Raw genomic sequence first — 24,107 nt, forward strand, 5'->3', positions numbered from 1 at the left:
CGCTGCCCGGCCAACTCCGCCAACTCCTCAAACAACACCGCCAACCGCTCTTTATGGTTCACCCCCAACCGAGGCGGTGCCGTCGACAACATGACCCCATCATCACAGCCGGGTACGACAAGTTTGAGCCGCTCGACCGCGGCGAACCCCGAATCGTCGGCCATCTGACCCAATCGGCCGGACACGAACAAACTTGAACGCCGTCCCGAGCGAAAGCCGGGACCGAAAGACCGCCCGCGAGTACGCTTTTCCTCGGGTCACCAGGGGATCGCTGAATGTCGAGGGAGACGGGCCATGTCCTTCGTGATGGTGCTGCCGGAGTTCGTTGACCAGGCGGCCGGGCAATTGGAAAACATCGGCTCGGCGTTGACCGCGGCCAATGCGACGGCTGCGGCCCCGACCACCAATGTGGTGGCTGCCGCGGGTGACGAGGTGTCGGCGGCGATCGCCTCGCTGTTTTCCAGCCAGGGACAGGAGTTCCAGGCGCTCAACGCGCGGGCGGCGGCGTTTCACAAGCAGTTCACGCAGACGCTGACGGCGGCCGCGGACGCGTTCGCCGGCGCCGAGGCGGCCGGCGCCTCGCGTCTGGGGCAGCTCCTGACCGCGGTCGACGCCGCGACCGGACTACTCGCCGGGGGCGGCGCCACCAGCGCCGCGAACGTGGCGCTGATCATGGGCGGCAGCGGGGAGCCGATCCCCACCCCCGACTTCATCGCGAAGAATTTCGCCCTGTACATCGAGCCGTTCTTCCAGAATTTCACGCCACAGGCGCTGTTCACACCGGAAGGCAATTACGGGCTCTACACCGGGGTCAAGAGTTTGACGCTGGACGTGTCGGAAGCCCAGGGCGTTCAAATTCTCGACAGCGCGATCCTGCAGAATTACAACGCCGGCAACACCATTGTCGTCAAAGGCGAGTCGCAGAGTTCGACGATCTCGTCGATGGTGATGCCGCTGCTGGCGGCCCAGCACGTGCCGACCTCGGCGGTCTCGTTCGTCCTCACCGGCGATCCCAACGCCCCCAACGGCGGCCTGTTCGAACGGCTTTACCCCCTGAGCATCCCGGCTCTCGGCATCACGTTCAACGGCGCCACCCCTTCCAACCTGTACCCGACCACCATCTGGACTCAGGAATACGACGGCTTCGCCGACGTCCCGCAGTACCCGATCAATCTGCTGTCGGATCTCAACTCGCTTGCGGGCATCTATTACGTGCATCCCACCTACACGGACCTGACGTCCAGCCAGCTCGCCACGGCGATCCAGCTGCCGACCGTCGGCCCCACGATGACGACCTACAACATGATCCCGACCCAGAACCTGCCGCTGCTGGAGCCGCTGCGATCCATCCCGGTGGTCGGCAACCCCATCGCCGACCTCCTCCAACCCGACATGAAAGTGCTGGTCAACCTCGGCTACGGCGACCCGAATTACGGCTGGTCGCAGGGTCCCGCCAACGTGCCCACCCAATTCGGCCTGTTCCCGCCCATAAGCGACGTGGCGAAGGTGCCGGGCCTGCTCGTCTCCGGAACCCAGCAGGGCATCACCGATTTCATGCACGACGTCTCCGCGGAATTCTCCGGCACCGGGTCGTTCGGGACATCCCTGAACTCGTTCAGCATGCCCTCGTCGGGGCCGTCGGCGCTCACGTTGCCCAGCCCGGCCGACCTCGTCTCCGCGCTCTCCCCGGTCAACGTCGCCGACAACATCTACAACGCGGTCAACACGCTGTCGGGCGCGGCCGCGGACGGCTACGCGACGCTGCTGCCCACCGCCGATGTCGCGAACGCCCTGCTGACCAGCCTGCCCGCGTACGACTTGACCCTCTTCGCCAACGGACTGCAGTCGGGCAACCTCGTCGCAGCCATCGGCCAACCGATCGCAACCGACACGTACCTCATCCCGCTGGCCGGGGCATTCGAAGCGTTCGCCGTCATCGGCCAGGCCTCAACGGTCGTCGGCGATCTGGGCAACCTGGTGCCCTGACGGCGTCGCGCTCAGAAGGTGTTGACCTTGTCCACGCTGACGAACATGCCGTGCTGCGTGCGGTCGTTGGTGAAGCGGGTGCCTTCCTCGGTCGCGTTGATGGTCCAGCCCTGCGCCGAGTAGGTCTTGTAGTCGATGGTGACCGTCGGGATGGCGCCCAGGTTGCCCAGCACCCACTGAACGTTGCCGCCGGCGCTGACGCTCACGCCGTTGGCGTGTTCACCGTCCTGCAGTGGGGAGTTGGTGAACGGCGCCTCGCAGCCGACGGTCTCCTTATTGATCTGGCAGCGGGTCACGCCGGACTTGGTCTCGATGAAGACGTAGCCGTTGTGGTCCGGCGGCAGCGGGATGGCGCCGACGGGCGGCGTGGTCGGGGTCGCAGGCCCGGTGGTGCCCGGCGGCGGGGCCGCGGTTGCGCTGGGGGCCGGCGTCGTGATGCTCGGCCGCGGGGTGGGGAAGGTGGGTTCGACCGGCCCGGCCCCCGGCGCGGCGACCGGCTTGCCCTCGATGGTGGAGGTGCAGCCGTCAATCAACGCGGGGCTGGCCAGCACGGGGATGAGCAGCAGCGAGCCACCGGCCAGGCTCCGCCGCGCCTTCTGCGATAACTGCACCCGCCGCTCCCGAAAATTCTCAGATTCAGCGCTCAGAGTACGCAACAAGCGGCGAAAGTTACTGTAACCACGGCCCTATCGATGCCGAGCCGATGGCGCAGGTTTACCGCTGCGTGACCGACCCGAGCTCGGCGGCCCGATGCGCGGCCGCGACGATGCCCTGGTAACCGGTGCAGCGGCAGAAGTTTCCGGACAGTCCCTCGCGTATCTCGTCGTCGGTGGGATTCGGGTTGTCGCGCAGCAACGCCGTCAGCGACATCACGAAGCCCGGCGTGCAGAAGCCGCATTGCAGCCCGTGGCACTCCCGCAGCGCCGACTGCACGGGCGACAGCGTGCCGTCCGGCGACGCGATGCCCTCGACCGTCGTCACCTCCAGGCCGTCGGCCTGGACCGCGAACATCAGGCAGGACCGGACGGCGTCGCCGTCCACGAGCACGGTGCAGGCGCCGCACGCCCCGTGCTCGCAGCCCAGATGCGTGCCCGTGAGCCCGCACTTGTCGCGCAGGAAGTCCGCCAGCGTCATGCGCGGCTCGACCGCGTCGCTGATCGGGGTTCCGTTCACCGACAACTGGATCGGCTGCTCATGCATTGCGTGCCTCCGTGACTGCCTCGTTCCAGGCGCGCGCGACCATCGTGGCGCCCACCTGGGTGCGATACGGCGCCGACCCCTGCAGGTCGGTCGGGACGTCATCGAGGTCCTGCATCGCCGCCCGGCCGATGTCCTCGGCCACCAGCTCGCCGACCGGCTGCCCGACAGCCGCGGCCTCGGCCGCCGTCGCGCGTCGGACCGTGGCGCCCAGGCCCAGCAACCCGATCCCGCAGCGCGACACGCGGTCGGCGTCGTCGAGCCGGACGGCGACCAGGGCTCCGGCGATCGCGAAATCGCCGTGGCGCCGGGCGAATTCGCGCACCGAGAACCCGGACCGGCCGTTCCACACGGGGAATCGGACGCCGGTCAGCACCTCGTCTGGATCCATCGTGGTTTCCCACAGGCCGGCGAAGAAGTCCGCGGCGGCGATCTCCCGCCGACCGCGCGGGGACAGCACCTCCATCACCGCGTCGAGTGCCAGCGCGACCGCCGGGTACTCACCCGCGGCGTCGGCGTGGGCGATCGACCCGCCCAGGGTGCCGCGGTTGCGGATCTGGAAGTGTCCGACGAACGGCGTCGCGCGCGTCAGCAGCGGAACCGCTTGGCGCACTTGGTCGTCGGCACCGACGGTGGCCTCGGTGGTGCCCGCGCCGATCCACAGCTCGGTGCCGCGGCGCTCGATGCCCCGCAGCTCGGCCAGCCGCGAGATGTCGATGAGGTGGTCGAAGTAGGCCAGCCGCATGGCCAGCATCGGGACCAGGCTCTGACCGCCCGCGATGATCTTGGCGTCGTCGCCCAGCTCGGCCAGCAGCGCGACGGCGTCGTCGACGGTGTCGGGCCGGTGGTAGTCGAACGAGGCGGGTTTCACCGGGCCGCCTCGCTGAGCAGCGCCGCGATCGACGCGGGGCTGGCGGGCAGCCGGGTGATCGTCACGCCCCGCGGCGCCAGCGCGTCGTTGATGGCGTTGATCACCGCGGGCACCGACCCGATGGCCCCGCCCTCGCCGGCGCCCTTGTAGCCGCCGGGCCCGGGGCCGGGGATCTCGACGTGGCCGAATTCGATCGGCGGCACCTCGGTGGCCGTCGGCAGCAGGTAGTCGACGAAAGTCGTTGCCAGCGGGTTGCCGTCGTCGTCGTAGGCGAGGTCCTCCATCAGCGCCCCGCCGATGCCCTGCACCGTGCCGCCGGCGATCTGGCCCTCCACGATGGCCGGATTGATCATCGGCCCGACGTCCTCGCTGACGATGTAGCGCAGCAGCGTGACCTTGCCGGTGGCCACGTCCACTTCGCAGGTGCAGGCGTGGGTCGCGTTGGACCACAGGATGGGCGCCTTGGCGACGTAGCGGGCGCTGGCCTCCAGCTCGGGTGACATGCCGGGCGGCAGCGCCTGTGGCGAGTAATAGGCGACGTAGGCCAGCTCGCCGAAGCTCACCCGCCTGGACGGGTCGTCGCGCACCGCCGCGGTCGAATGCTCCAGCACCACTTCGGATTCGGCCACCTTCAGCTGGTGGGCCGCCAGGGCCACGATCTTCCCGCGCAGGATCGTTCCGGCCTCCGCGACGGCCCCGGCGGTCATCGGGCCGCTGCGGCTGCCCTGGGTCCCCGCCCCGTAAGGCGTGATCGCCGTGTCGCCCTGGATGGTGGCGACGTCGTCGATGTCGGCGCCCAGCGCGTCGGCGGTCAGCTGAATCACGGTGGTTTCCAAGCTGTTTCCGCTGGAGCCGCCGTTCACGTAGACGTTGATCTTGCCGGTCGGCTCCATCCGCATGGTGCAACCCTCGGTGGCCAGGTGGCCCGTCGCCGCCCCGGTCGGCTCGATGTAGGCCGAGAAGCCCAGGCCCAGGTAGCGGCCCTGCGCCAGCGCCTCGCGCTGCTCCTTGCGAAACCCTTCGTGGTCAAGGATTTTCACCGCCTGCTCGAACGTTTCGCTGGGGGCGACGTGGTCGTAGGGCATGCCGTTGGGGTTGAAGTACGGCATCTCGTCGCGGCGCAACAGGTTGCGGCGGCGCAGCTCGACGGGATCCACCCCCATCTTCCGCGCGGCGACGTCGAGCAGGATCTCGCGCGCCAGCGTCTCGTACTGCCACGGCCCGCGGTAGGCGGCCAGGCCGCTGGTGTTGGTGAAGACCGTCTTGTAGTTGAAGCTGGCCTTGGGCACGCGGTAGGGACCCGGGAAGAACATGCCGATGGCGGCCGTGGTCAGCACCGGGTAGGGCGTCGGGTAGGCGCCGACGTCCTGCACGAAGTCGATGTCGGCCGCCAGGATGTTGCCGGCCTCGTCGAACGCCAGCCGCCCGGTGCCGTCGACGTGGCGGGCCTGCCCGGCCGACATCAGGTTCTCGCGCCGGTCCTCGATCCACTTGAGCGCCGCCGGCACCTTGCGGGCGGCCAGCATGATGCACATGTCCTCGCGCATCGGGACGACCTTCTGGCCGAAGCCGCCGCCGGTGTCGCGCATGATGACCCGAACCCGTTGCGCCGCAATGCCCAAGAGCCGCGCGCAGAAGGCCCGCAACTCGTGGGGCGTCTGCGTGGACGCCCACAGGGTGAGCTCCTCGGAGGCCGCGGACCACTCGACGACCAGCCCGCGGGTCTCGATCGGCACCGGCGCGTAAATCTGTTGGTAGATATTCTCTTTCACGACGCAGGCCGCCGACGCGAACAGCTCCTCGTCCGGCGGCGCGCCGCCCATGCCGCCCGCGACGTTGTTCGCGTAGGTGTCGTGCACCAGCACGTCGGCGGACTGCGCCCGGGTGACGTCGACGATCGCGGGCAGCGGCTCGTAGTCGACGTCGACCAGTTCCAGCGCGTCCTCGGCGACATACCGGCTCTCGGCGACGATCAGCGCGACGGGGTCGCCGACGAACTTCGCCTCGCCCTCGGCCAGCGGCGGGCGCGGGGTGTCCGGGACGTCCTTGCCCGCGACGGCGTGCCACGCCTCCTTGACCTCCGGGTTGAGGTCGGCGGCGGTGAACACCGCGCGCACGCCGGGCAGCGCCAGCGCCGCCGAGGCGTCGATGCCGTTGATCTTCGCGCGCGCGAACGGGCTGCGCACGAAGCAGGCGTGCAGCATGCCGGGTCGCGCGATGTCCTCGACGAAGCCGCCGCGGCCGGTCAGCAGCCGGCCGTCCTCCACCCGTTGCACGCGGGTGCCGGCGTACCGGGGCGCGGCAGCGGAGGGGGCTTGTAGGTCCTGAGTCATCGCGCTCCATCCGGTTGTCGCCTGATGAGAACCACGATGCCATCATAGGAGAGTGACGTTATCGCAGTCGATAGCCGTCGGAGTGCTGCTCGCTGCTGGGGCGGGGCGGCGCTACGGCAAGCCGAAAGTCCTGGTGGAGGGCTGGCTGGACGCGGCGATCGACGCGCTGCAGGACGGCGGCTGCGGCGCCGTCGTGCTGGTCCTGGGCGCCGCCGTGCCGACGTGGGGAGCCGCCGCCCCGCCCGGGGTGACCCCCGTCGTGGCGCCGGACTGGCGCGACGGGCTGAGCGCCTCGGTGCGCACCGGCCTGGCCGCCGCCGACCGCATGCAGGCGGACTACGCCGTGCTGCACGTCGTCGACACACCCGACGTCGGTCCGGCCGTGGTGGCCCGTGTCCTGGCCCGGGCGGCGTCGTCGCCCGGCGGGCTGGCGCGCGCCTGCTTCGCCGGCCGGCCCGGCCATCCCGTCGTCGTCCCGCGCCGGCACTGGCCGGAACTGCTGCGCGGGCTGTCGGGGGATCGGGGCGCGGCGGCCTTCCTGCGCGGCAGGCCCGACGTGGACAACGTCGAATGCGGCGACCTCGCCGGCGGTCAGGACATCGACGAACCCTGAGCGGGGGTGGCCGGCACGCCCGTCTCCTCGGCGGCGGCCCGGACCCGACCGCGCACCAGGAACCAGCCGGCGATGAGCGCGGGGACGCCGATGATCGTCGCGCCGAGCAGGTACGGTCCCTGGACCTTGTCGAAGTACATCAGGATGACCACGCCGACCAGGAAGGCCAGCGTGAGGTAGCCGCTGTAGGGCGACAGCGGCATCCGGAACTTGGGCCGCTGCACCCTCCCGGCCTTCGCTAGTCGGTAGAACTGCAGCTGGCTCGCCACGATCGTCCCCCAGGCGAACACGATGCCCACGGCGGCGATGTGCAGCACGATCTCGAAGGCCTGGCTGGGTTTGACCGCGTTGAGCACGATGCCCAACAACCCCACGGCGCTGGTGAGCAGGATCCCGCGGTAGGGCACCCCCCTCTTCGACATCGGCGCGGTAAACCTCGGGCCACTTCCGTTGATCGCCATCGAGCGCAGGATGCGGCCCGTGGAATACAGGCCCGCGTTCAAACTCGACAGCGCGGCCGTCAGAACCACCACGTTCATCACGCTGCCCGCACCGCTGACACCGGCCTTGGAGAAGAACGTCACGAACGGGCTGACGTTGGCTTTGTAGGCGGTGTAGGGCAGCAGCAGGCCCAACAGGACGGTGGACCCGATGTAGAAGACCGCGATGCGGAACACCACCGAGTTGATCGCGCGCGGCATGATCTTCTCCGGGTTCGCCGTTTCGCCGGCCGCGATGCCGACCAGTTCGATTGCGGCGTAAGCGAACACCACCCCCGAGGTGACGAGTACCAACGGCAGCAGGCCGGTGGGCAGCAGCCCGCCGTGGCTGTCCCACAGGCCCGGCCCGGTGTCGTGACCGTCGACCTTGAACCGTCCGACCAGAAAGACCGTGCCGACGACGAGGAAGGTCACCAGCGCCAGCACCTTGACCAGCGAGGCCCAGAACTCGAGCTCACCGAACGCCTTGACCGAGATGAGGTTCATCGACAACACCAGCAGCAACGCGATCAGCGCGAGGGTCCACTGCGGGATGGCCTGGAAGGCACGCCAGTAGTGGCAGTAGTGCGCGATCGCCGTGGTGTCCACGATTCCCGTCATCGACCAGTTCAGGACGTACATCCAGCCGGAGACGAAAGCCAGCTTCTCCCCGAAGAATTCGCGGGAGTAGGACACGAACGATCCCGACGACGGGCGGTGCAGCACCAGCTCGCCGAGGGCGCGCAGGATCAGGAACACGAAGATGCCGCACACCCCATAGACCAAAAACAATCCTGGTCCCGCCGACGCCAGCCGCCCACCCGCACCCAGGAAGAGGCCGGTTCCGATGGCGCCGCCCAGGGCGATCATCTGGATCTGCCGGTTTTTGAGGCCCTTGTGATAGCCCGCCTCTTCGCGCGCGAGCCGTGCGGCGGCGCTGTTCTGCTCTGACATCGAGCTCCTGCCCTGGTGGCTTCGGGACAGCTCAGGCTAACCCATCAAGGTTGCGCATGCTTGCCGGCAGCAAACGGGCGTCAGAGGCGCAGCAACCGTTCGGCGTTGCGGTGGCTGATGAGCGCCCGCTCGTCGTCGCCCAGCGGCAGTCCGTCGAGGAATGCGCGGGCGGCGACCATCGACCCGAACGGGTAATCGGCCGAAAAGCACACGCGCTCAAGGCCGACCTGGGCGATGAGGTTGGCGTAGGTCGGCTCGTCGTTGAAGTTGGCGAAGGTGTAGTTGAGGTTTTGCCGCAGATAGCTGCTGACGGGCTGCCGCAGGCCGGTCAGCTCCGGTTTGAGCGTCGCGTCGAACCGCGGCAACATGAACGACGTCGCCTCGCCCATGTGCCCGATGATGAACTGCAGCCCGGGGTAGCGGTCGAACACGCCTCCGAGGATCACGCGCAGCACATGCGTGGCGGTGTTGATGTGCCATCCCCAGCCCACGGTGGCCAGCGCGAACGTGACGTCCGCGGAGAACCCGGCGTAGCTGGCCTCGATGACGCGGGCGGGCGGGATGGTCGGGTGCAGGTAGATCGGGACGCCCAGCGCCGCCGCCCGCGACAGCACGGGGTCGAAGAACGGGTCGTCCAGGTAGCGGCCCTGGCTGTGCCCGTTGATCACGGCGCCGACGAAGCCGTGCCCGCGCACCGCCCGCTCCAGCTCCTCGGCGGCCGCCTCGGGCGCGCTGATGGGCAGCGCGGCAAAGCCGGACAGCCGATCCGGGAACCGCCCGCAGGCCGCCGCGAGCTCGTCGTTGCAGTCGCGCGCGAGCTGCACGGCCTGCGGCCCGTCGAGCTGTTCGACGCCCGGCGCGGCCAGCGACAGCACCGCCACGTCGACGCCCGCCTCGTCCATCGCCGCGATCCGGCCGTCACCGAGATCGCGGATCGGCTCGACGAGGCCCGCGCGGGTCGCCAGCCACCGGCCCGGGCCGTTCAGGAATTCCGTTGTGGCGTAATGCTCTTCGAGGGCTATTGTCCGCACTAGCCCGCCAGCACCCTGGCCGCGGCGCTCCAGTACGACAGCTCGTCGCGTTTGGCGGCCAGCCGGATCGTCTTGGTGTAGCCGTATTCGGCCAGCGTCTCCTGGGCGTGCTCGCGCCCGAACCCGCTGTGGCCCACCCCGCCGAACCCGGTGCCGATCGAAATGCGGTGATAGTTGTTGACGAACACGGCGCCGGCCCGGATCCGCCGGCTCACCCGCAGCGCCCGATCACCGTCCTGGGTGAACACGGCCGCGACCAGTCCGAACGGCGTGGCGTTGGCGATGCGGACCGCCTCGTCCTCGTCGGTGAACGGAATGAGGGTGACCACCGGCCCGAAGATCTCGTCGCGGGCCACCCGCATGGCGGGGGTGACGTCGGTCAGGACGGTCGGTGCCACGTAGAAGCCGTCGGCCAACCGGGGATCCTCGGGCAGCGGCGCCTGAGCGGCGATGCGGGCGCCTTCGGCAACGCCGATCCGCAGGTAGTCCAGAACCTGCTTCTGCTGCTTGCGGGTGACCAGCGGCCCGACGTCGGTGGCCGGGTCGGCGCCGTCACCCACCCGCAGCCGGCTCACCGCCGCGCACAACTTCGCCTCGAACTCCTCATATGCGCTCTGCTGCACCAGGATTCGCGAGGCCGCGGTGCAGGCTTCGCCCTGGTTGAAAAAGCCGCCGTCGACGGCGGCCAGCAGCGCCTCGTGCCGGTCGGCGTCGTCGAAGACCACCAGCGGGTTCTTCCCGCCGAGCTCCATCAGCGCCGGGGTGAGGTTGCCGGCGGCGGTGCGCAGCACCGCCGCGCCCGTGCGCGGCGATCCGGTGAAGGAAACCTTGCCCACCAACCGGTGTCCGGCCAGCGCGGCGCCCACCTCGCCCTTGCCCGGCACGGCCTGCACCACGTGGTCCGGCAGGACCGACTGGATCAGCTCGACCATGCGCAGCACCACCGAGGGCGCCTGCTCGGGTGGTTTGACCACGACGGCGTTGCCCACGGCCAGGGCCGGCGCGATCTTTCCGGCGGTGTGGATGGGTGGCCAGTTGAACGGCACGATGCACGCGATCACGCCGTAGGGTTCCAGCGTGGTCACGTCCAGAACGGGCCCGTAGTCGCGGGCCTGGCTGGGCAGCGCCTCCACCAAGCCGCCGAAGTACTCGAAGACGGCGATCGCGGCTTCCACGTCGAAATTGCGCGTCTGCGTGATCGGCTTGCCCATTTCCAGCGTTTCCAGGGCGGCGATCTCGTCGGCGTGGGCGCGGATGACCTCGGCGATCTGCCGCAGGTAGCGGCCGCGTTCGCGGGCCGGGCGCTGCTTCCAGTTCAGGTGCGCGGCGTGGGCCCGGCGGACGGCCTGGTCCACCTCCTCGGGCCCCGCGCCCTGGACGACCGTGACCGTCTGACCCGTCGCCGGGTTCTGCACGACGAATTGGTCGTCAGTGGACGCCGAGGACCAGCGGGTCCTAGTCCGCGTGAGACTGGGAGCTTGCAAATTCATAAAGCGCACCGTCCGGTTGAGGGGTTTGGGATCGACGCGAGCCAATTGCGAACGCTAAATTGCCTCAACCGTCAGGCGCCAACGAAAATTTCTGATGGAAGCCATCACCCCCGGTGATAATTGCTCGGTGGAGCTTCGCCAGTTGGACTACTTCCTGGCCGTCGCGGACACCCTCAGCTTCACCCGCGCCGCCAAGAGGCTGCACGTCGTCCAGTCCGGGGTGTCCGCGACCATCAAGGCGCTCGAACGCGAGCTCGGCGCGGAACTGTTCGTCCGCGGCCCGGCGGGGGTGACGCTCACCCCGGCCGGACAGGAGCTGGCGCCCCACGCCCGCGCCACCATCGAGGCCGCCCGCGCGGCCAAGGATGCAGTCGCAGCCACGGTCGGGGCCGTCCGCGGCACCGTGCGGCTCGGGACGTTGATGTCGATCAACAACATCGACCTGCCGACGCTGCTGGCCGACCTGTACACGCGGCATCCCGACGTTTTGGTCCAGGTCCGTTTCGCACGGGCCGGCTCCGCGGGCCTGGCGCAGCAACTCCGCGACGGCAACCTCGACGTCGCCCTGTTAGTCCTGCCCGACGGGCCGCCGGCCGAACTGCACACCCGACTCGTCGCCGCGTTCGAGCTGCTGTTGGTCGTCACGGTGACTCATCCGCTGGCGGTCCGGGGATCGGTGACCCTGGCCGAGCTGGGCGGGATGTCGTTCGTCGACGGGCCGCCGGGGTACGGCAACCGGGAGGTGGTCGACCGGGCCTTCGCCGCCGCCGGGGTGCAGCGCACGGTCGCCCTGGAGGTCGCCGACATCGCCACCACCGCGACCCACATCCGCAACGGCATAGGAATCGGATTTCTCAGCCGGTTCATCCTCGACGAGATCGGCGATGACGGTCTGGCTACGGTCCGGATCTCCGATCAGGAGATCTGTTGGCGGCTGTACGTCGCGATGTCGGCGGTCCGCCCGACCAGCGCGGCCACCCGCGCGGTGTTCTCGCTCATCGAGGAGATGATCCCGGAACCCGGCGCGTCGAGTGTGCGCTGACGGCGTCTGCGTGTGAGCTGACGGCTTTAAGTGTGAGCTGAGGGCTTTGGGTGTGAGCTGAGGGCGGGAATCCGGGCGCTTTTCGACCCTGGCGCACCACGCAAAGACCTCAGTTCACACCCAACGCGCTACGCCCGTGGAATAGGACCCCGACCCGTCGAATGTGAGCTGACGGCGTCGGGTGTGCACTGACGGCGGGAATCCGGGCGCATTTCGACCCTGAATGCACGCGCAAAGCCCCGAATTCACACCGAGTGGGCGACCCCCGGGAACAAGACGGCGGCGCCCGCCGTTGGCATGGTCAACAACTTGAGTGAATCCCACTCAACCTTGGGTTGACACCAGGGTGCCCGAAGGGGCAGGCTTGAGCGGGGTTCACTCAGCATAGTGGCACCACAAATGCTCTACACACTCAGGAGGAATCACTATGGCTCGTGCGGTCGGCATCGACCTCGGGACCACCAACTCCGTCGTCGCAGTTCTGGAGGGCGGTGACCCCGTCGTCGTCGCCAACTCCGAGGGCTCGCGGACGACTCCGTCCATCGTTGCGTTCGCACGCAACGGTGAAGTGCTGGTAGGCCAGCCCGCCAAGAACCAGGCGGTGACCAACGTCGACCGCACCGTGCGGTCGGTCAAGCGGCACATGGGCACCGATTGGTCCATCGAGATCGACGGCAAGAAGTACACCGCGCAGGAGATCAGCGCCCGCGTGCTGATGAAGCTGAAGCGCGACGCCGAGGCGTACCTCGGTGAGGACATCACCGACGCGGTGATCACCGTGCCCGCTTACTTCAACGACGCCCAGCGGCAGGCGACCAAGGAAGCCGGCCAGATCGCCGGCCTGAACGTGCTGCGCATCGTCAACGAACCGACCGCCGCGGCGCTGGCCTACGGCCTGGACAAGGGCGAGAAGGAACAGACCATCCTGGTCTTCGACCTGGGCGGCGGCACCTTCGACGTCTCGCTGCTCGAGATCGGCGAGGGCGTGGTCGAGGTCCGCGCCACCAGCGGTGACAACCACCTCGGTGGCGACGACTGGGACGACCGCATCGTCAACTGGCTCGTCGACAAGTTCAAGGGCACCGCCGGCATCGACCTGACCAAGGACAAGATGGCGATGCAGCGGCTGCGTGAGGCGGCCGAGAAGGCCAAGATCGAGCTCTCGAGTTCGCAGAGCACGTCGATCAACCTGCCCTACATCACCGTCGACGCGGACAAGAACCCGCTGTTCCTCGACGAGCAGCTGACCCGCGCCGAGTTCCAGAAGATCACCCAGGACCTGCTGGACCGCACCCGGCAGCCGTTCAAGTCGGTCATTTCCGACGCCGGCATCTCGGTCGCCGACATCGACCACGTGGTGCTGGTGGGCGGTTCCACCCGCATGCCCGCGGTGACCGAGCTGGTCAAGGAGCTCACCGGCGGCAAGGAGCCCAACAAGGGCGTCAACCCCGATGAAGTTGTGGCGGTGGGAGCGGCTCTTCAGGCAGGTGTCTTGAAGGGTGAGGTGAAAGACGTTCTGCTGCTGGACGTCACGCCGCTGAGCCTCGGTATCGAGACCAAGGGCGGCGTGATGACCAAGCTCATCGAGCGCAACACCACGATCCCGACCAAGCGGTCGGAGACCTTCACCACGGCCGACGACAACCAGCCGTCGGTGCAGATCCAGGTCTACCAGGGTGAGCGCGAGATCGCCTCGCACAACAAGCTGCTCGGCTCCTTCGAGCTGACCGGCATCCCGCCGGCTCCGCGCGGCGTGCCCCAGATCGAGGTCACCTTCGACATCGACGCCAACGGCATCGTGCACGTCACGGCCAAGGACAAGGGCACCGGCAAGGAGAACACGATCAAGATCCAGGAGGGCTCCGGCCTGTCCAAGGAGGAGATCGACCGGATGATCAAGGACGCCGAGGCCCACGCCGAGGAGGACCGCAAGCGCCGCGAGGAGGCCGACATCCGCAACCAGGCGGAATCGCTGGTGTACCAGACGGAGAAGTTCGTCAAGGACCAGCGTGAAGCCGAGGGCGGGTCGAAGGTTCCCGAGGAGACGCTGTCCAAGGTCGACGGCGCGATCGCCGAGGCCAAGACGGCGCTCGGCGGCACCGACATCGGCGCGATCAAGTCCGCGATGGAGAAGCTGGGCCAGGAGTCCCAGGCGCTCGGCCAGGCGATCTACGAGGCCACCCAGGCCGCCGGCGGGCAGGCCGCCGGTGACGCCGGTGGTCCGCAGCCCGGCTCCGCCGATGACGTCGTGGACGCGGAGGTGGTCGACGACGACCGGGAGGCCAAGTGACGGAGGGCAACCCCCAGGAACAGGTGACGGTCACCGACAAGCGGCGGATCGATCCCGAGACCGGCGAAGTACGGCACGTTCCCCCCGGCGCGGCAGCGCCGGGTGGGGCGGCGCCGGCCGGCAAGGGTGAGGGTGCCGACAAGGTCGCCGAGCTGACCGCCGACCTGCAACGGGTGCAGGCCGACTTCACCAACTACCGCAAGCGGGCGCTGCGCGACCAGCAGGCCGCCGCGGACCGGGCCAAGGCCGCCGTCGTCAGCCAATTGCTGGGCGTGCTCGACGATCTCGAGCGGGCGCGCAAGCACGGCGACCTGGAATCCGGCCCGCTGAAGTCGGTCGCCGACAAGCTGGACAGCGCGCTGACGGGCCTCGGCCTGACGGCGTTCGGCGAGGAGGGCGAGGACTTCGACCCGGTGCTGCACGAGGCCGTGCAGCACGAGGGCGACGGCGCCGACGGCTCCAAGCCGGTGATCGGCACCGTCATGCGGCAGGGCTACAAGCTGGGCGACCAGGTGCTGCGGCACGCGCTGGTCGGCGTCATCGACACCATCCCAGACACCGTCTCCGGCGACTGCGAGGAAGCGGTCGCAGCCGAAACTCGAGAGCCCGACACGGGCGATAACGCCGACACTCCGGTCGAGTAGGCACAAAAATCAGTTACGACAAATGGATAGAGAAAGGTGAAAGGGGGTGACGCGACATGGCCCAGCGTGAATGGGTCGAAAAGGACTTCTACAAGGAGCTGGGCGTCTCCTCCGACGCCAGCCCAGAAGAGATCAAGCGCGCCTACCGCAAGCTGGCGCGCGACCTGCATCCGGACGCGAATCCCGACAACCCCGCCGCCGGCGAACGCTTCAAGGCGGTGTCGGAGGCGCACAACGTGCTGTCGGATCCGGCCAAGCGCAAGGAGTACGACGAGACCCGCCGCCTGTTCGCAGGCGGCGGCTTCGGTGGGCGCCGGTTCGACGGGGGCAGCGGCTTCAGCTTCAATGTCGGCGGTGACGGCGCCGAGTTCAACCTCAGCGACTTGTTCGACGCCGCCGGCCGAAGCGGCGGCGCCAACATCGGCGACCTGTTCGGCGGCCTGTTCGGCCGCGGCGCAGGTGGTCCCCGCCCCAGCCGGCCGCGGCGCGGCAACGACCTGGAAACCGAGACGGAGCTCGACTTCGTCGAGGCGGCCAAGGGCGTGGCGATGCCGCTGCGGCTGACCAGCCCCGCGCCGTGCACCAACTGCCACGGCAGTGGCGCGCGCCCGGGCACCAGCCCCAAGGTGTGCCCCAGCTGCAACGGGTCCGGGGTGATCAACCGCAACCAGGGCGCGTTCGGGTTCTCCGAACCCTGCACCGATTGCCGGGGCAGCGGGTCGATCATCGAGCACCCGTGCGACGAGTGCAAAGGCACCGGCGTGACCACCCGCACCCGAACCATCAACGTGCGGATCCCGCCCGGCGTGGAGGACGGGCAGCGGATCCGGCTGCCCGGGCAGGGCGAGGCGGGGCTGCGCGGGGCGCCGTCGGGCGACCTGTACGTGACGGTGCACGTGCGACCGGACAACGTCTTCGGCCGTGACGGCGACGACCTCACCGTGACCGTTCCCGTCAGCTTCACCGAATTGGCTCTGGGCTCAACGCTTTCGGTTCCCACGCTGGACGGCAAGGTCGGCGTCCGGGTGCCCAAGGGCACCGCCGACGGCCGCATCCTGCGGGTGCGCGGGCGCGGCGTGCCCAAGCGCGGCGGGGGCAACGGCGACCTGCTCGTCACCGTGAAGGTGGCCGTGCCGCCGAACGTCGAGGGCGCCGCCCAGGAGGCGCTGGAGGCCTATGCGGCCGCCGAGCGGTCCAGCGGGTTCAACCCACGCGCGGGATGGGCGGGTAACCGCTGATGGCCAAGAACCGCAAAGACGAGGCCCGCACCTTCCTGATCTCGGTGGCCGCTGAGCTGGCCGGCATGCACGCGCAGACGCTGCGCACCTACGACCGCCTCGGGCTGGTCAGCCCGAGGCGGACCCCCGGCGGGGGACGCCGTTATTCGGAGCGCGACGTCGACCTGCTGCGTGAGGTGCAGCGGCTGTCGCAGGACGAGGGCGTCAACCTGGCCGGCATCAAGCGCATCATCGAGCTGACCAACCACGTGGAGGCCCTGCAGGCGCGTGTGAAGGAGCTGACCGAGGAGCTGGCGCAGGCCCGCGCCGGTCAGCGCCGCGACCTTGCGGTGGTGCCCAAGAGCACCGCCGTCGTGGTCTGGCAGCCGCGCAAGGGACGCCTGGTGGAGTAGCGGACTACGCTTATCGGGGCGCGCGCCGGCTGCCAAGCTGCGTCCATGTCGAGCACCACGAAGAGGTCCCGATGGACGGACGCGCTGCTGGATCGCATGCGGCACACCGGCGATGACGTGGCGGACAAGCCGGTCAGGGCGGTCCTCGAGTCGCACGGCGTCGACGCGGTCAACGCGCTCATGCGCACGCTGGTGCGCAACGACCAGCCGCCGCCCGGCGAATTGCCGGAAGAAATCAGGGCCTACCTGGCCGAGACGCACGCCCTGCCCGACTGGGCCGACATGGGCAAGATCAGGCGGGGCCAGCAGCTGTACGAGACCTGGGGCGTGCTGATCACTCTGTGCCTGTTCTGCGCCTCCCTGCCGGCGTCGTACGCGGCGGCCGACGGCGTGAAGGTGCTTTACCTGACCGCGCGGCTCGACACCGACGCCCGGCGGCGGGTGATCGAGACCGGCCAGTTCCTCATGGACGTACTGAGCGTCGGCGGCCTCGACGAACACGGCAGGGGCCGGCGCACCGTCCAGCGCGTCCGCCTGATGCACGCCGCAGTGCGGCAGCTGATCGAGGCCCGCAACGAGCAGGCGGCGCGCACGGGCGAGCCGCCACTGTGGCATCCCGAGTGGGGCACTCCGATCAACCAGGAGGACCTCGCCGGGACGAAGCTCGTGTTCTCCTACATCGTCGCGGACTCGCTGCCCCGGTTGGGAGTTCGCCTGCCCGCCAACGACGTCGACGCCTACCTGCACCTGTGGAACGTCATCGGGCACCTGATGGGCATCGACGACGCGCTGCGCGTGCACGGGATCGGCGATGCCGAGGCACTCGTCGACGCGATCCGGCGCAGGCAGTTCAGGGCGTCGCCCGAGGGGCAGGACATGACCAGGGCGCTGCTCGAGCTGATGGACGAGATGACCCCCTTCCACCGTTTCGACGACACGATCCCGCCCCTGGTTCGGCACCTGATCGGCGACGACGTCGCCGACCTGCTGAACGTGCCGAAGTCCGACCTCCCCGAGATCGGGCGGCTCGCCCAACTCAACAAGTGGGTCTACGCGCGCGTCTTCGGCCGCACCGAGCGTGCCACCCCCCGTTACGAACTGGTCTCGCGCATCGCTCGCCCCTTCGGCTACGACCTGGTCCACGGGTTGTTCCGGCTCGAGCGCGGCGGGGAGCGCGCGCCGTTCGCCATGCCCGATCGACTCGCCCGCAGCTGGGAGCTGTCGGGCTGACGGCGCCATGCGCGCACCGACCTGGATCTACCTAAAAGGAGGTTCTTTCGACATGTCCGCCCCCGCGCCTGCCGACCCGCTGACGCTGCACCGGCTGCGAGAACCCGGCACCATCGACGACGTCGTGCGCAATATCGACGAGGTCGTCGACTGGGCCAAGGACGCGCAGAGCAGCATCGGGTACTTCGCCGTTCTCTACCGCCGGATCACCCTCGCCATCCGCGAGGCGATCAAGGAAGGCAGGTTCGTCGACGGGCCTCGCATCGAGCGGCTCGACGTGGCCTTCGCCAAACGCTACTTCGACGCGTTGAACGCCCACTTCCATCGTGACGAGTCGAAGACGCCGACCCTGCCCTGGGAGGTCGCGTTCGTCGGCGACCCCGACCACCAGGCGGTCATCGTGCAGCACATGCTGGCCGGGCTGAACGCGCACATCAGCTTCGACCTGGGCCTCGCGCTGCTGACCGTCGCGGATGGCTGGCCGGACTCGTTGAGGGAGGATTACCACCGGGTCAACGACCTGCTGTGCGCCCAGATTCCGGGCATCAACAAGGAGGTGCAGCAGCTCTCCCCGGAGCTTCGCTGGCTCCGGTTGCTGATACCCGACGAAATCCAACTCATGCAGCGGTGGTTGACCGCGATGCGTGAGGGCGCTTGGCTTTTCGCCCGCTACGTGGCGACGAACCCGCCGAACGCGAAGCAGAAGGCGGTGCATCAGGAGGCCTGGACGGCGACGCTGAGCTCCTGGTACCTGCAACCCTCGGGTCGGTGGTCACCGGTGCCCCGGCTCATCCGGGCCGTCGCCAAACACGAGCCCCGCGAGGTACGAAGCAACCTCGATGCGCTGGAGGCAGTCTCGAGGCGCCCCGAGAAGGCGGCGAAGGCTCGCGCTTGATCGCGTCGTGTGGGTGAGTCACGACAGCAGGCGGCGCGCCCGTTCCAGTTCCGGCCAGGGACCGGCACCGGCGAATCGCCGCACGGCCTCGGCCAGCTCCGACCGGCTGCCCTCCCCGAGGAGATCGAAAGAGTCGATCAGGCAACGCAATTCGAACAGCGACGCGCCCTGGTGACGGGCGCACTGGATCGCGTCGGCGAGCGCGGCGCGGCGTTCCGCCGGTTCGGCGAGGGTGTGCGCGCGCACGCGCAGTACCTCGGCGTCGTAGAAGCGCATGCCCGTTTCCTGCGAGTGGCGCAACGACATGTCCAGCCGCTCGCGCGCCTTCTCCGGCTGACCGGCGGCCACCAGGAGGCGCCCGATGACCGCGTCGTGATACGTGAGGAACATGTTGAGGTGCAGAAGGCGCGACCCGTCCACGCCTCGCATGACCCTCTCCGCCCGGGTGATCAGCGTGTCGGCGTCGGCCGCGGCGGCCAAGGCGTCCAATGCCTTGACAGTGGCGTGTTGGGTCCTGCCGACCCATTGCCACACGTCCAGGCCTGCCTCCTCGCTGAGCGTTCGAAGTTCTGCGACGACATTGGCGGCTTCGGCGTTCTGGCCGCTTTCCAGCCGCATCCAGGACGCCATGAAGTAGGTGTTTGCCCTGTTGTAGGCGTCCTGGGGAAATCCCAAAACCTCGCAGCGCCGGAAGGATTCGTCCATATGCGCGCTGGCGGCGTCGAGGTCGCCGCCAACAGTATGGTTCAGTGCCAAGTACGTATGAGCTAGCGAGATCGGGTCGACGTTTACCCACCAGGCGTTGTCCAGAACGCGCGGATCAGCCGCGGAGCGGCTTGCCAAAGCGCGCAGCAGCAATGTACGGGCGGCGATGAAGTCGCCTTCCAGCCAGATGACAGAGCCCAATACTGCGGCTATCGCCGGGTAACTCCAGGGGCGGTCCTTGGTGATCCGGGCAGATAGCGAATCCAACAAGTTATGGGCACGGTGCAGCTCCGCACGCGGAACGTAATAGCTCGTCAGCGCGATGAGCGTGCTGAACAGTTCGTCTTCGAAGTCGCCGCTGCTGGCCAATGCGAGGCAGCGTTCGAAATCAGCGGGCCCCTCTCCCCTCATGCTGCCTTGGACCATGCCTGCGAGGAAGCCGCGCTCAAGTCGGATGGCGATTTCCGTCTGGTCCCTCGCCGGGCCCGCGGCGCAGTGCGCCTGCTGGTCGAGCGCCATGGTGAGGCAGGCGAGCGCCTCATGTAGCGCCCCACGGCGCCTGGCGGCGATCGAGGCCTTCCGATAGGCGTCGACGGCGTCGGCGTACTCGTGCGCTTCCGCGAAGTGCGCGGCGACCACCCGCCAGTCCGGTTCGGCGGCGGTCGCGCTGTCGGCCAACGCGCGGGCGGCCCGGCCGTGCAGGTAGCGCCGCAGCGACGGCGGGGCCAATTCGGTCGCCACTTGCCGGAGTAGCTCGTGGCGGAACCGCCAGCCGTCGGTGTCGCGCCGCTCGAACACACGCGCGCGCACCAGCTCGGCAACGACGTCGTCGACGTCGGCGGTGCGGCCCCCGGTAACCGCCCGAAGCAGCTGCAGGTCACCGGCGCGCCCGATCACGGCGGCCGCCTCGACCACCGGCACCACGTCGGGGCGCGCGTGCAGCCGCGCGAACAGCGGCGCGTACAGCGCCTCCGGCACGTCCGGTTCGTCGTCGGCCGCGCGCATGCCCGCCACGACGTGCTCGATGTAGAGGGGAATCCCGTCGCACCGGTCCCGCACCTGGCCGCGGCGCGCGTGCGACAGCGTCGGGTCCAGCGCCGTGATCAAGGCATCCGATTCCGCGTCGGTCAGCGGTTGCAGCTCCAACACCTCTGCCGCCCAACCTGTTTGGACCCAGTCGCCCTCACGCCCGGTCATCAGCACCAGCACCCGCCCGTCCGCGCCCGCGATCAGCGCGCCGAGCAGTTCCACGGTGGACGGGTCGAACCAGTGGACGTCCTCGGCGACCACCAGGCCGGGTTGGTGTCGCAAGCATGCCATCACGTACTGGTGCACCGTCTGGCCGATCAATTGGTAAAGGGTGCGGCCCTCGACCGCGACCGGGCGATAACCGTGCTCGGGTGCGATGCCCAGCACCGGCGCCAGCAGTGGCACCGTGCGAGCCGGATCCATTGAGTGCGAGCTCAATTCGCACTCCAGCAGGCGCAACCGCTCGGCGCCTTCGGTCACCCGGGTGATCTTGCAGCGCCGTTCCATCAGCCTGCGCACCGGGTGCAGCCCGGTGTCGGTGTGCAGCGGTGAGCCCCTCAGTTCGACGACGGCGCCGCCGGAGTCCCCGACGATCCGGGCGATCTCGGTCGCCAGCCGCGTCTTGCCGATTCCCGGCTCGCCGCGCAGCACCATGCCCGGGGTGCTCAGCGTTCCCGCGCGGGCCAGGTCCCAGGCGTGCTGCAGCCGGCCGCGCTCGGCGTCGCGCCCGATCAGCGGCGGTGACCCGGGAGGCGGCGCCTCGGATCGCTCGCCCAGAATCAGATGCGGCGTGATGGGCGCGTCGACGCCCTTGACCGCGACGGCCGGCCGGGTCTGCAGCTCGAACGCGTCGCGCACCAGCGGGGCGACCGCCTCCGAGACCACCACCGTGCCGGGCTCGGCCACACTGCACAGGCGCGCGGCAAGGTTGGCGGCGAAGCCGTAGACGTCGTCCTGCTCGGTGTCGAGGTACACCAGCCCACGGTGAACGCCGACCCGCACGTCGATGGCCACACCGAAGGTGCGTTGGGCCCGCTCGCTGAGCTGCGCAACCGCGCGGGTGATCTCGAGGCCGGCTGCGACGGCGCGGCGGACGTCGTGCTCGTGCGCAGTGGGATGGCCGAACACGACCAGCAGCCCGTCGCCCTTGATGGAACCGATGTGGCCTCCGTAGCGATCGACGGCCCGGTGCACCTCGGCGCGGTATCGCCCGACGAGGGTGTGGTAGGGCTCGGGTTCCAATCGGGTGGACAGCGCCGTGGATTCGACCAGATCGACGAACATGATGGTCAGGCGGCGAATCTCACCGTGATGAGCCGGCGCGGCGAGGAGGTCCTCCGCCTCGGGGTTGCCCCGGTCGACCGCAAGAACCCGCCCGGCCAGCGAGGTGGCGGTCTCGCGGTCGCCCTCGTTGAGGGCGCGCACCGCGCGATCGAGCAAGTCGTCGATCGATTCGCTGTTGCCGGGGCTCAACCTGCTCCTCCTGCCCGGGATTGGGCGTCAGACTACTCGCCGGCCCGGTTCAGCGCATGTGAAAATGACCGTTCCGCAACTCTGGTCACACCCGGATGCAGAACTGGGCGACCGCCGGCTCGCCCGGGCGGGCGCTGCGGTATCCGCCGCGGCGCAGCGCGTCCGTCGGCGCCGCCATCGGCTCGAAGCACACCACCTGCTTCTCCGGCTCGTCGCCGGCCGGCGCGAAGATCTGGGTCGCCGAGAACCCCCGCTCGAAATGCACCTCGACGCGACGATCGCCGCCGGACACCGCGAACACCGCGCCCTCGCCGACCTGGTCGTAGGCGTCGTCAAAGGCGTTGTTGCCCAACGCCTCCCGTCGCGCGGGCTCCGGTTCGGCCGCGCCGGTGGGCAGCCCCCGCTCGTCCAGGGCCAGGTGCCGCAGCGGCGGGGTCTCGATCACCCACTCGGCGCGCGGCACGTCCGGCAGGCACAGGTAGGGGTGGAAGCCGAAGCACAGCGGGACCGCCAGGTCGCCGGTCGCGGTGACCGTGGCGCGCACGGTCAGCGCGCGGTCGGCCAGGGTCACCGCGACCGTCAGCACGTGCGGGTACGGGAAGGCGGCCAGCAACTCGGGGTCGGCGCCGAAGTCCACCTCGGCGGTCAGCTCGTTTGCGGTCTGCGCCGTGACCCGCCATCCGGGATAGGCGGCCAGCGTGCCGTGGATCGGCAGCCCGTTGGGGTCGGGCCGGACCCCGTGCTCGCCCGGCGTCAGCGTCACCGTCACGCCCTCGGCCGTGTAGCGGGCGTCCCCGAGCCGGTTGGCCCACGGGTACAGGATCGGGATCCCCATCGTCTTGCCGGCTTGGATGTACGCGTCCAGCCCGCGCCGCTGGCCCAGCAACTCCGCGCCGTCGTCGGTCAGGGAGGTGCCGATCATGCCGGCGTCCGGCACGAACGTCGCGGCCACCGGCGCGGACGGGTCGGTCAGGGTGATCGGGCGCATGCCTACCTCCACAGGGGGTCGTGCTGGATGCGTTCGGGCGGTGCCCCTTTGGCGATCAGGGCGGTTTTGGTGGCGCGGACCATGTCGGGCCCGCCGCAGATCAGGATCTGCCGGTCGCCCCAGCCGCCGTACTTGGTCACCACGTCGGGCAGGCGGCCGGTCTGGTGCACGTGCAGCCCGCGCGGCGGGGTGGGGTCGGGATAGTCGGCGGCCCACGCCGGGTCGCGGCGGTACTCCGAGACCGGCGTGACCGACAGCCACGGGTTGTGCTGCGCGACCTGCCACAGGACGGGCAGGTCGTAGAGCTCGCAGCGGTAGCGCGCGCCGAAGAAGAGGTGTACCCGCGGGTTCACCGCGTAGCGGGACAGGTCCATGATCAGCGCACGCAGCGGTGCCAGCCCGGTGCTGCCGGCGACCATCAGCACGTCCCCGCCGTCGCGGTCGACCCGCAGACCGCCGTGCGGACTGGACAGCCGCCACCGGTCGCCGGCCCGCGTTTCGTCGACGACCGCGGTGCTGACCAGGCCGCCCGGGACCTGGCGGACGTGGAACTCGATCCCGCCGTCCGGGTCCGCCGGGATCGCGGGCGAGAGGTAACGCCAACGCCGCGGGCACTGCGGAACGTGCACGTTGACGTACTGGCCGGGGTAGTAGTGCATCGGGCGGTCGAGTCGCAGCCGAACGACGGCCAGGTCGCGCGAGACCCGCTGGTGCTCGATGACGGTGCCGTCCCACCAGGCGGGTCCTTCGTCGGCGTCGGCGGCCCCGCGCATCACCCCGATGATCAGGTTGAGCGACTGGGTGGCGGCCGCGTCCACGGCCTCGGTCCAGGCTTGGCCGAGGTGATTCCGCAGCGTGGCGTGCAGCGCGCGCCGCAACGAGTCGTAATGGCCCGGCAGCACGCCGAATTTGCGGTGATCCCGGCCCAGCTGGGCCAGGAAGGCCACCGGCTCGGCGGCGCGCTGCGCGACCAGCTCGCCGTAAACCCAGTGCAACGCGTGCGCGAAGGCGGCCCGCTGCGCATCCATCTCCGGTGGGAACAGGTCGCGCACCGAGGCGTCGAGGGCGAACCAGTGGGTATAGAAGTGGCGGACCAGCTCGTCCTCGAAGGCGTCGCGCAAAACCCGCAACGCATCCCGGTCCTCGAGGCTCACGGGCGCCGATTCTAGGCGGGATGGCGACTTAAGCCTCTATCCCGAGGTGCGCAAAATCCACTAGAGTTGAGCG

19 protein-coding genes are annotated in these 24,107 nt (G+C 69.4%); 9 read left to right on the forward strand and 10 right to left on the reverse strand.

What is annotated here, in order from left to right:
• The first annotated feature begins 294 nt into the window (after positions 1–294).
• On the forward strand, positions 295–1,986 hold the full coding sequence (locus tag A5696_RS00020) for a PE-PPE domain-containing protein (protein WP_067871488.1): 1,692 nt from the start codon (positions 295–297) through the stop codon (positions 1,984–1,986).
• Positions 1,987–1,997: 11 nt separating this feature from the next.
• On the opposite strand, the gene A5696_RS00025 is transcribed toward A5696_RS00020, so the two are convergent.
• From A5696_RS00025 to A5696_RS00040, 4 genes are all read right to left on the reverse strand, one after another.
• Positions 1,998–2,597 (reverse strand): hypothetical protein, encoded by a 600-nt coding sequence (locus A5696_RS00025; RefSeq protein WP_067871491.1) that lies wholly within the window; start codon positions 2,595–2,597, stop codon positions 1,998–2,000.
• A gap of 103 nt (positions 2,598–2,700) precedes the next feature.
• Positions 2,701–3,186 (reverse strand): (2Fe-2S)-binding protein, encoded by a 486-nt coding sequence (locus A5696_RS00030; protein ID WP_067871493.1) that lies wholly within the window; start codon positions 3,184–3,186, stop codon positions 2,701–2,703.
• A complete protein-coding gene (locus A5696_RS00035; RefSeq protein WP_067871495.1) occupies positions 3,179–4,054 on the reverse strand; it encodes a xanthine dehydrogenase family protein subunit M in 876 nt (291 codons plus the stop codon). Before A5696_RS00035 ends, A5696_RS00030 begins: the two co-directional genes overlap by 8 nt.
• Positions 4,051–6,387 carry a xanthine dehydrogenase family protein molybdopterin-binding subunit gene (locus A5696_RS00040; protein WP_067871497.1) on the reverse strand — a complete coding sequence of 779 codons (2,337 nt, stop codon included), beginning with the start codon at positions 6,385–6,387 and terminating at the stop codon, positions 4,051–4,053. Before A5696_RS00040 ends, A5696_RS00035 begins: the two co-directional genes overlap by 4 nt.
• 52 nt (positions 6,388–6,439) lie before the next feature.
• Here A5696_RS00040 and A5696_RS00045 point away from each other — a divergent pair, with 52 nt between their 5' ends.
• Positions 6,440–7,000, forward strand: coding sequence for an NTP transferase domain-containing protein (locus tag A5696_RS00045; protein ID WP_067871499.1), 561 nt, complete (start codon positions 6,440–6,442; stop codon positions 6,998–7,000).
• Here A5696_RS00045 and A5696_RS00050 read toward each other — a convergent pair.
• From A5696_RS00050 to A5696_RS00060, 3 genes are all read right to left on the reverse strand, one after another.
• A complete protein-coding gene (locus tag A5696_RS00050; protein WP_067871501.1) occupies positions 6,979–8,433 on the reverse strand; it encodes an amino acid permease in 1,455 nt (484 codons plus the stop codon). The two genes, A5696_RS00045 and A5696_RS00050, sit on opposite strands and share 22 nt — an antisense overlap.
• 80 nt (positions 8,434–8,513) lie before the next feature.
• Positions 8,514–9,464, reverse strand: a complete 951-nt coding sequence (locus tag A5696_RS00055) for an amidohydrolase family protein (RefSeq protein WP_067871503.1) — start codon at positions 9,462–9,464, stop codon at positions 8,514–8,516.
• Positions 9,464–10,954, reverse strand: coding sequence for an aldehyde dehydrogenase (locus A5696_RS00060; protein WP_067871505.1), 1,491 nt, complete (start codon positions 10,952–10,954; stop codon positions 9,464–9,466). Before A5696_RS00060 ends, A5696_RS00055 begins: the two co-directional genes overlap by 1 nt.
• A 94-nt stretch (positions 10,955–11,048) precedes the next feature.
• On the opposite strand from A5696_RS00060, the gene A5696_RS00065 reads away from it, so the two are divergent.
• The 7 genes from A5696_RS00065 to A5696_RS00095 all read left to right on the forward strand — a co-directional run bounded on the left by A5696_RS00065 (position 11,049) and on the right by A5696_RS00095 (position 18,685).
• On the forward strand, positions 11,049–11,996 hold the full coding sequence (locus A5696_RS00065; protein ID WP_231964168.1) for a LysR family transcriptional regulator: 948 nt from the start codon (positions 11,049–11,051) through the stop codon (positions 11,994–11,996).
• Between the two features lie 427 nt (positions 11,997–12,423).
• Entirely contained in the window at positions 12,424–14,286 is a 1,863-nt protein-coding gene (dnaK, locus tag A5696_RS00070; RefSeq protein ID WP_067871507.1) for a molecular chaperone DnaK, read from the forward strand.
• Positions 14,283–14,930, forward strand: a complete 648-nt coding sequence (gene grpE / locus A5696_RS00075) for a nucleotide exchange factor GrpE (protein WP_067871509.1) — start codon at positions 14,283–14,285, stop codon at positions 14,928–14,930. The genes dnaK and grpE overlap by 4 nt, the downstream gene beginning before the upstream one ends.
• A 56-nt stretch (positions 14,931–14,986) precedes the next feature.
• The gene (dnaJ, locus tag A5696_RS00080; protein ID WP_067871511.1) at positions 14,987–16,168 is read left to right on the forward strand and encodes a molecular chaperone DnaJ; all 1,182 of its coding nucleotides are present in this window, start codon (positions 14,987–14,989) and stop codon (positions 16,166–16,168) included.
• Positions 16,168–16,560, forward strand: coding sequence for a heat shock protein transcriptional repressor HspR (locus A5696_RS00085; RefSeq protein ID WP_067871513.1), 393 nt, complete (start codon positions 16,168–16,170; stop codon positions 16,558–16,560). Before dnaJ ends, A5696_RS00085 begins: the two co-directional genes overlap by 1 nt.
• Positions 16,561–16,605: 45 nt before the next feature.
• Positions 16,606–17,790, forward strand: a complete 1,185-nt coding sequence (locus tag A5696_RS00090) for an oxygenase MpaB family protein (protein ID WP_067871515.1) — start codon at positions 16,606–16,608, stop codon at positions 17,788–17,790.
• A 52-nt stretch (positions 17,791–17,842) separates the two neighbouring features.
• Positions 17,843–18,685, forward strand: coding sequence for a DUF5995 family protein (locus A5696_RS00095; protein WP_067871518.1), 843 nt, complete (start codon positions 17,843–17,845; stop codon positions 18,683–18,685).
• Between the two features lie 18 nt (positions 18,686–18,703).
• Here A5696_RS00095 and A5696_RS00100 read toward each other — a convergent pair whose 3' ends face one another.
• The 3 genes from A5696_RS00100 to A5696_RS00110 all read right to left on the reverse strand — a co-directional run bounded on the left by A5696_RS00100 (position 18,704) and on the right by A5696_RS00110 (position 24,034).
• Positions 18,704–21,892, reverse strand: a complete 3,189-nt coding sequence (locus tag A5696_RS00100) for an adenylate/guanylate cyclase domain-containing protein (protein WP_067871520.1) — start codon at positions 21,890–21,892, stop codon at positions 18,704–18,706.
• Between the two features lie 85 nt (positions 21,893–21,977).
• Positions 21,978–22,880, reverse strand: coding sequence for an aldose 1-epimerase (locus tag A5696_RS00105; RefSeq protein WP_067871522.1), 903 nt, complete (start codon positions 22,878–22,880; stop codon positions 21,978–21,980).
• Between the two features lie 2 nt (positions 22,881–22,882).
• Entirely contained in the window at positions 22,883–24,034 is a 1,152-nt protein-coding gene (locus A5696_RS00110) for an FAD-binding oxidoreductase (protein WP_067871524.1), read from the reverse strand.
• Positions 24,035–24,107 lie beyond the last annotated feature (73 nt).

Source organism: Mycobacterium sp. E2699 (assembly GCF_001666745.1).
Taxonomy (GTDB): Bacteria; Actinomycetota; Actinomycetes; order Mycobacteriales; family Mycobacteriaceae; genus Mycobacterium.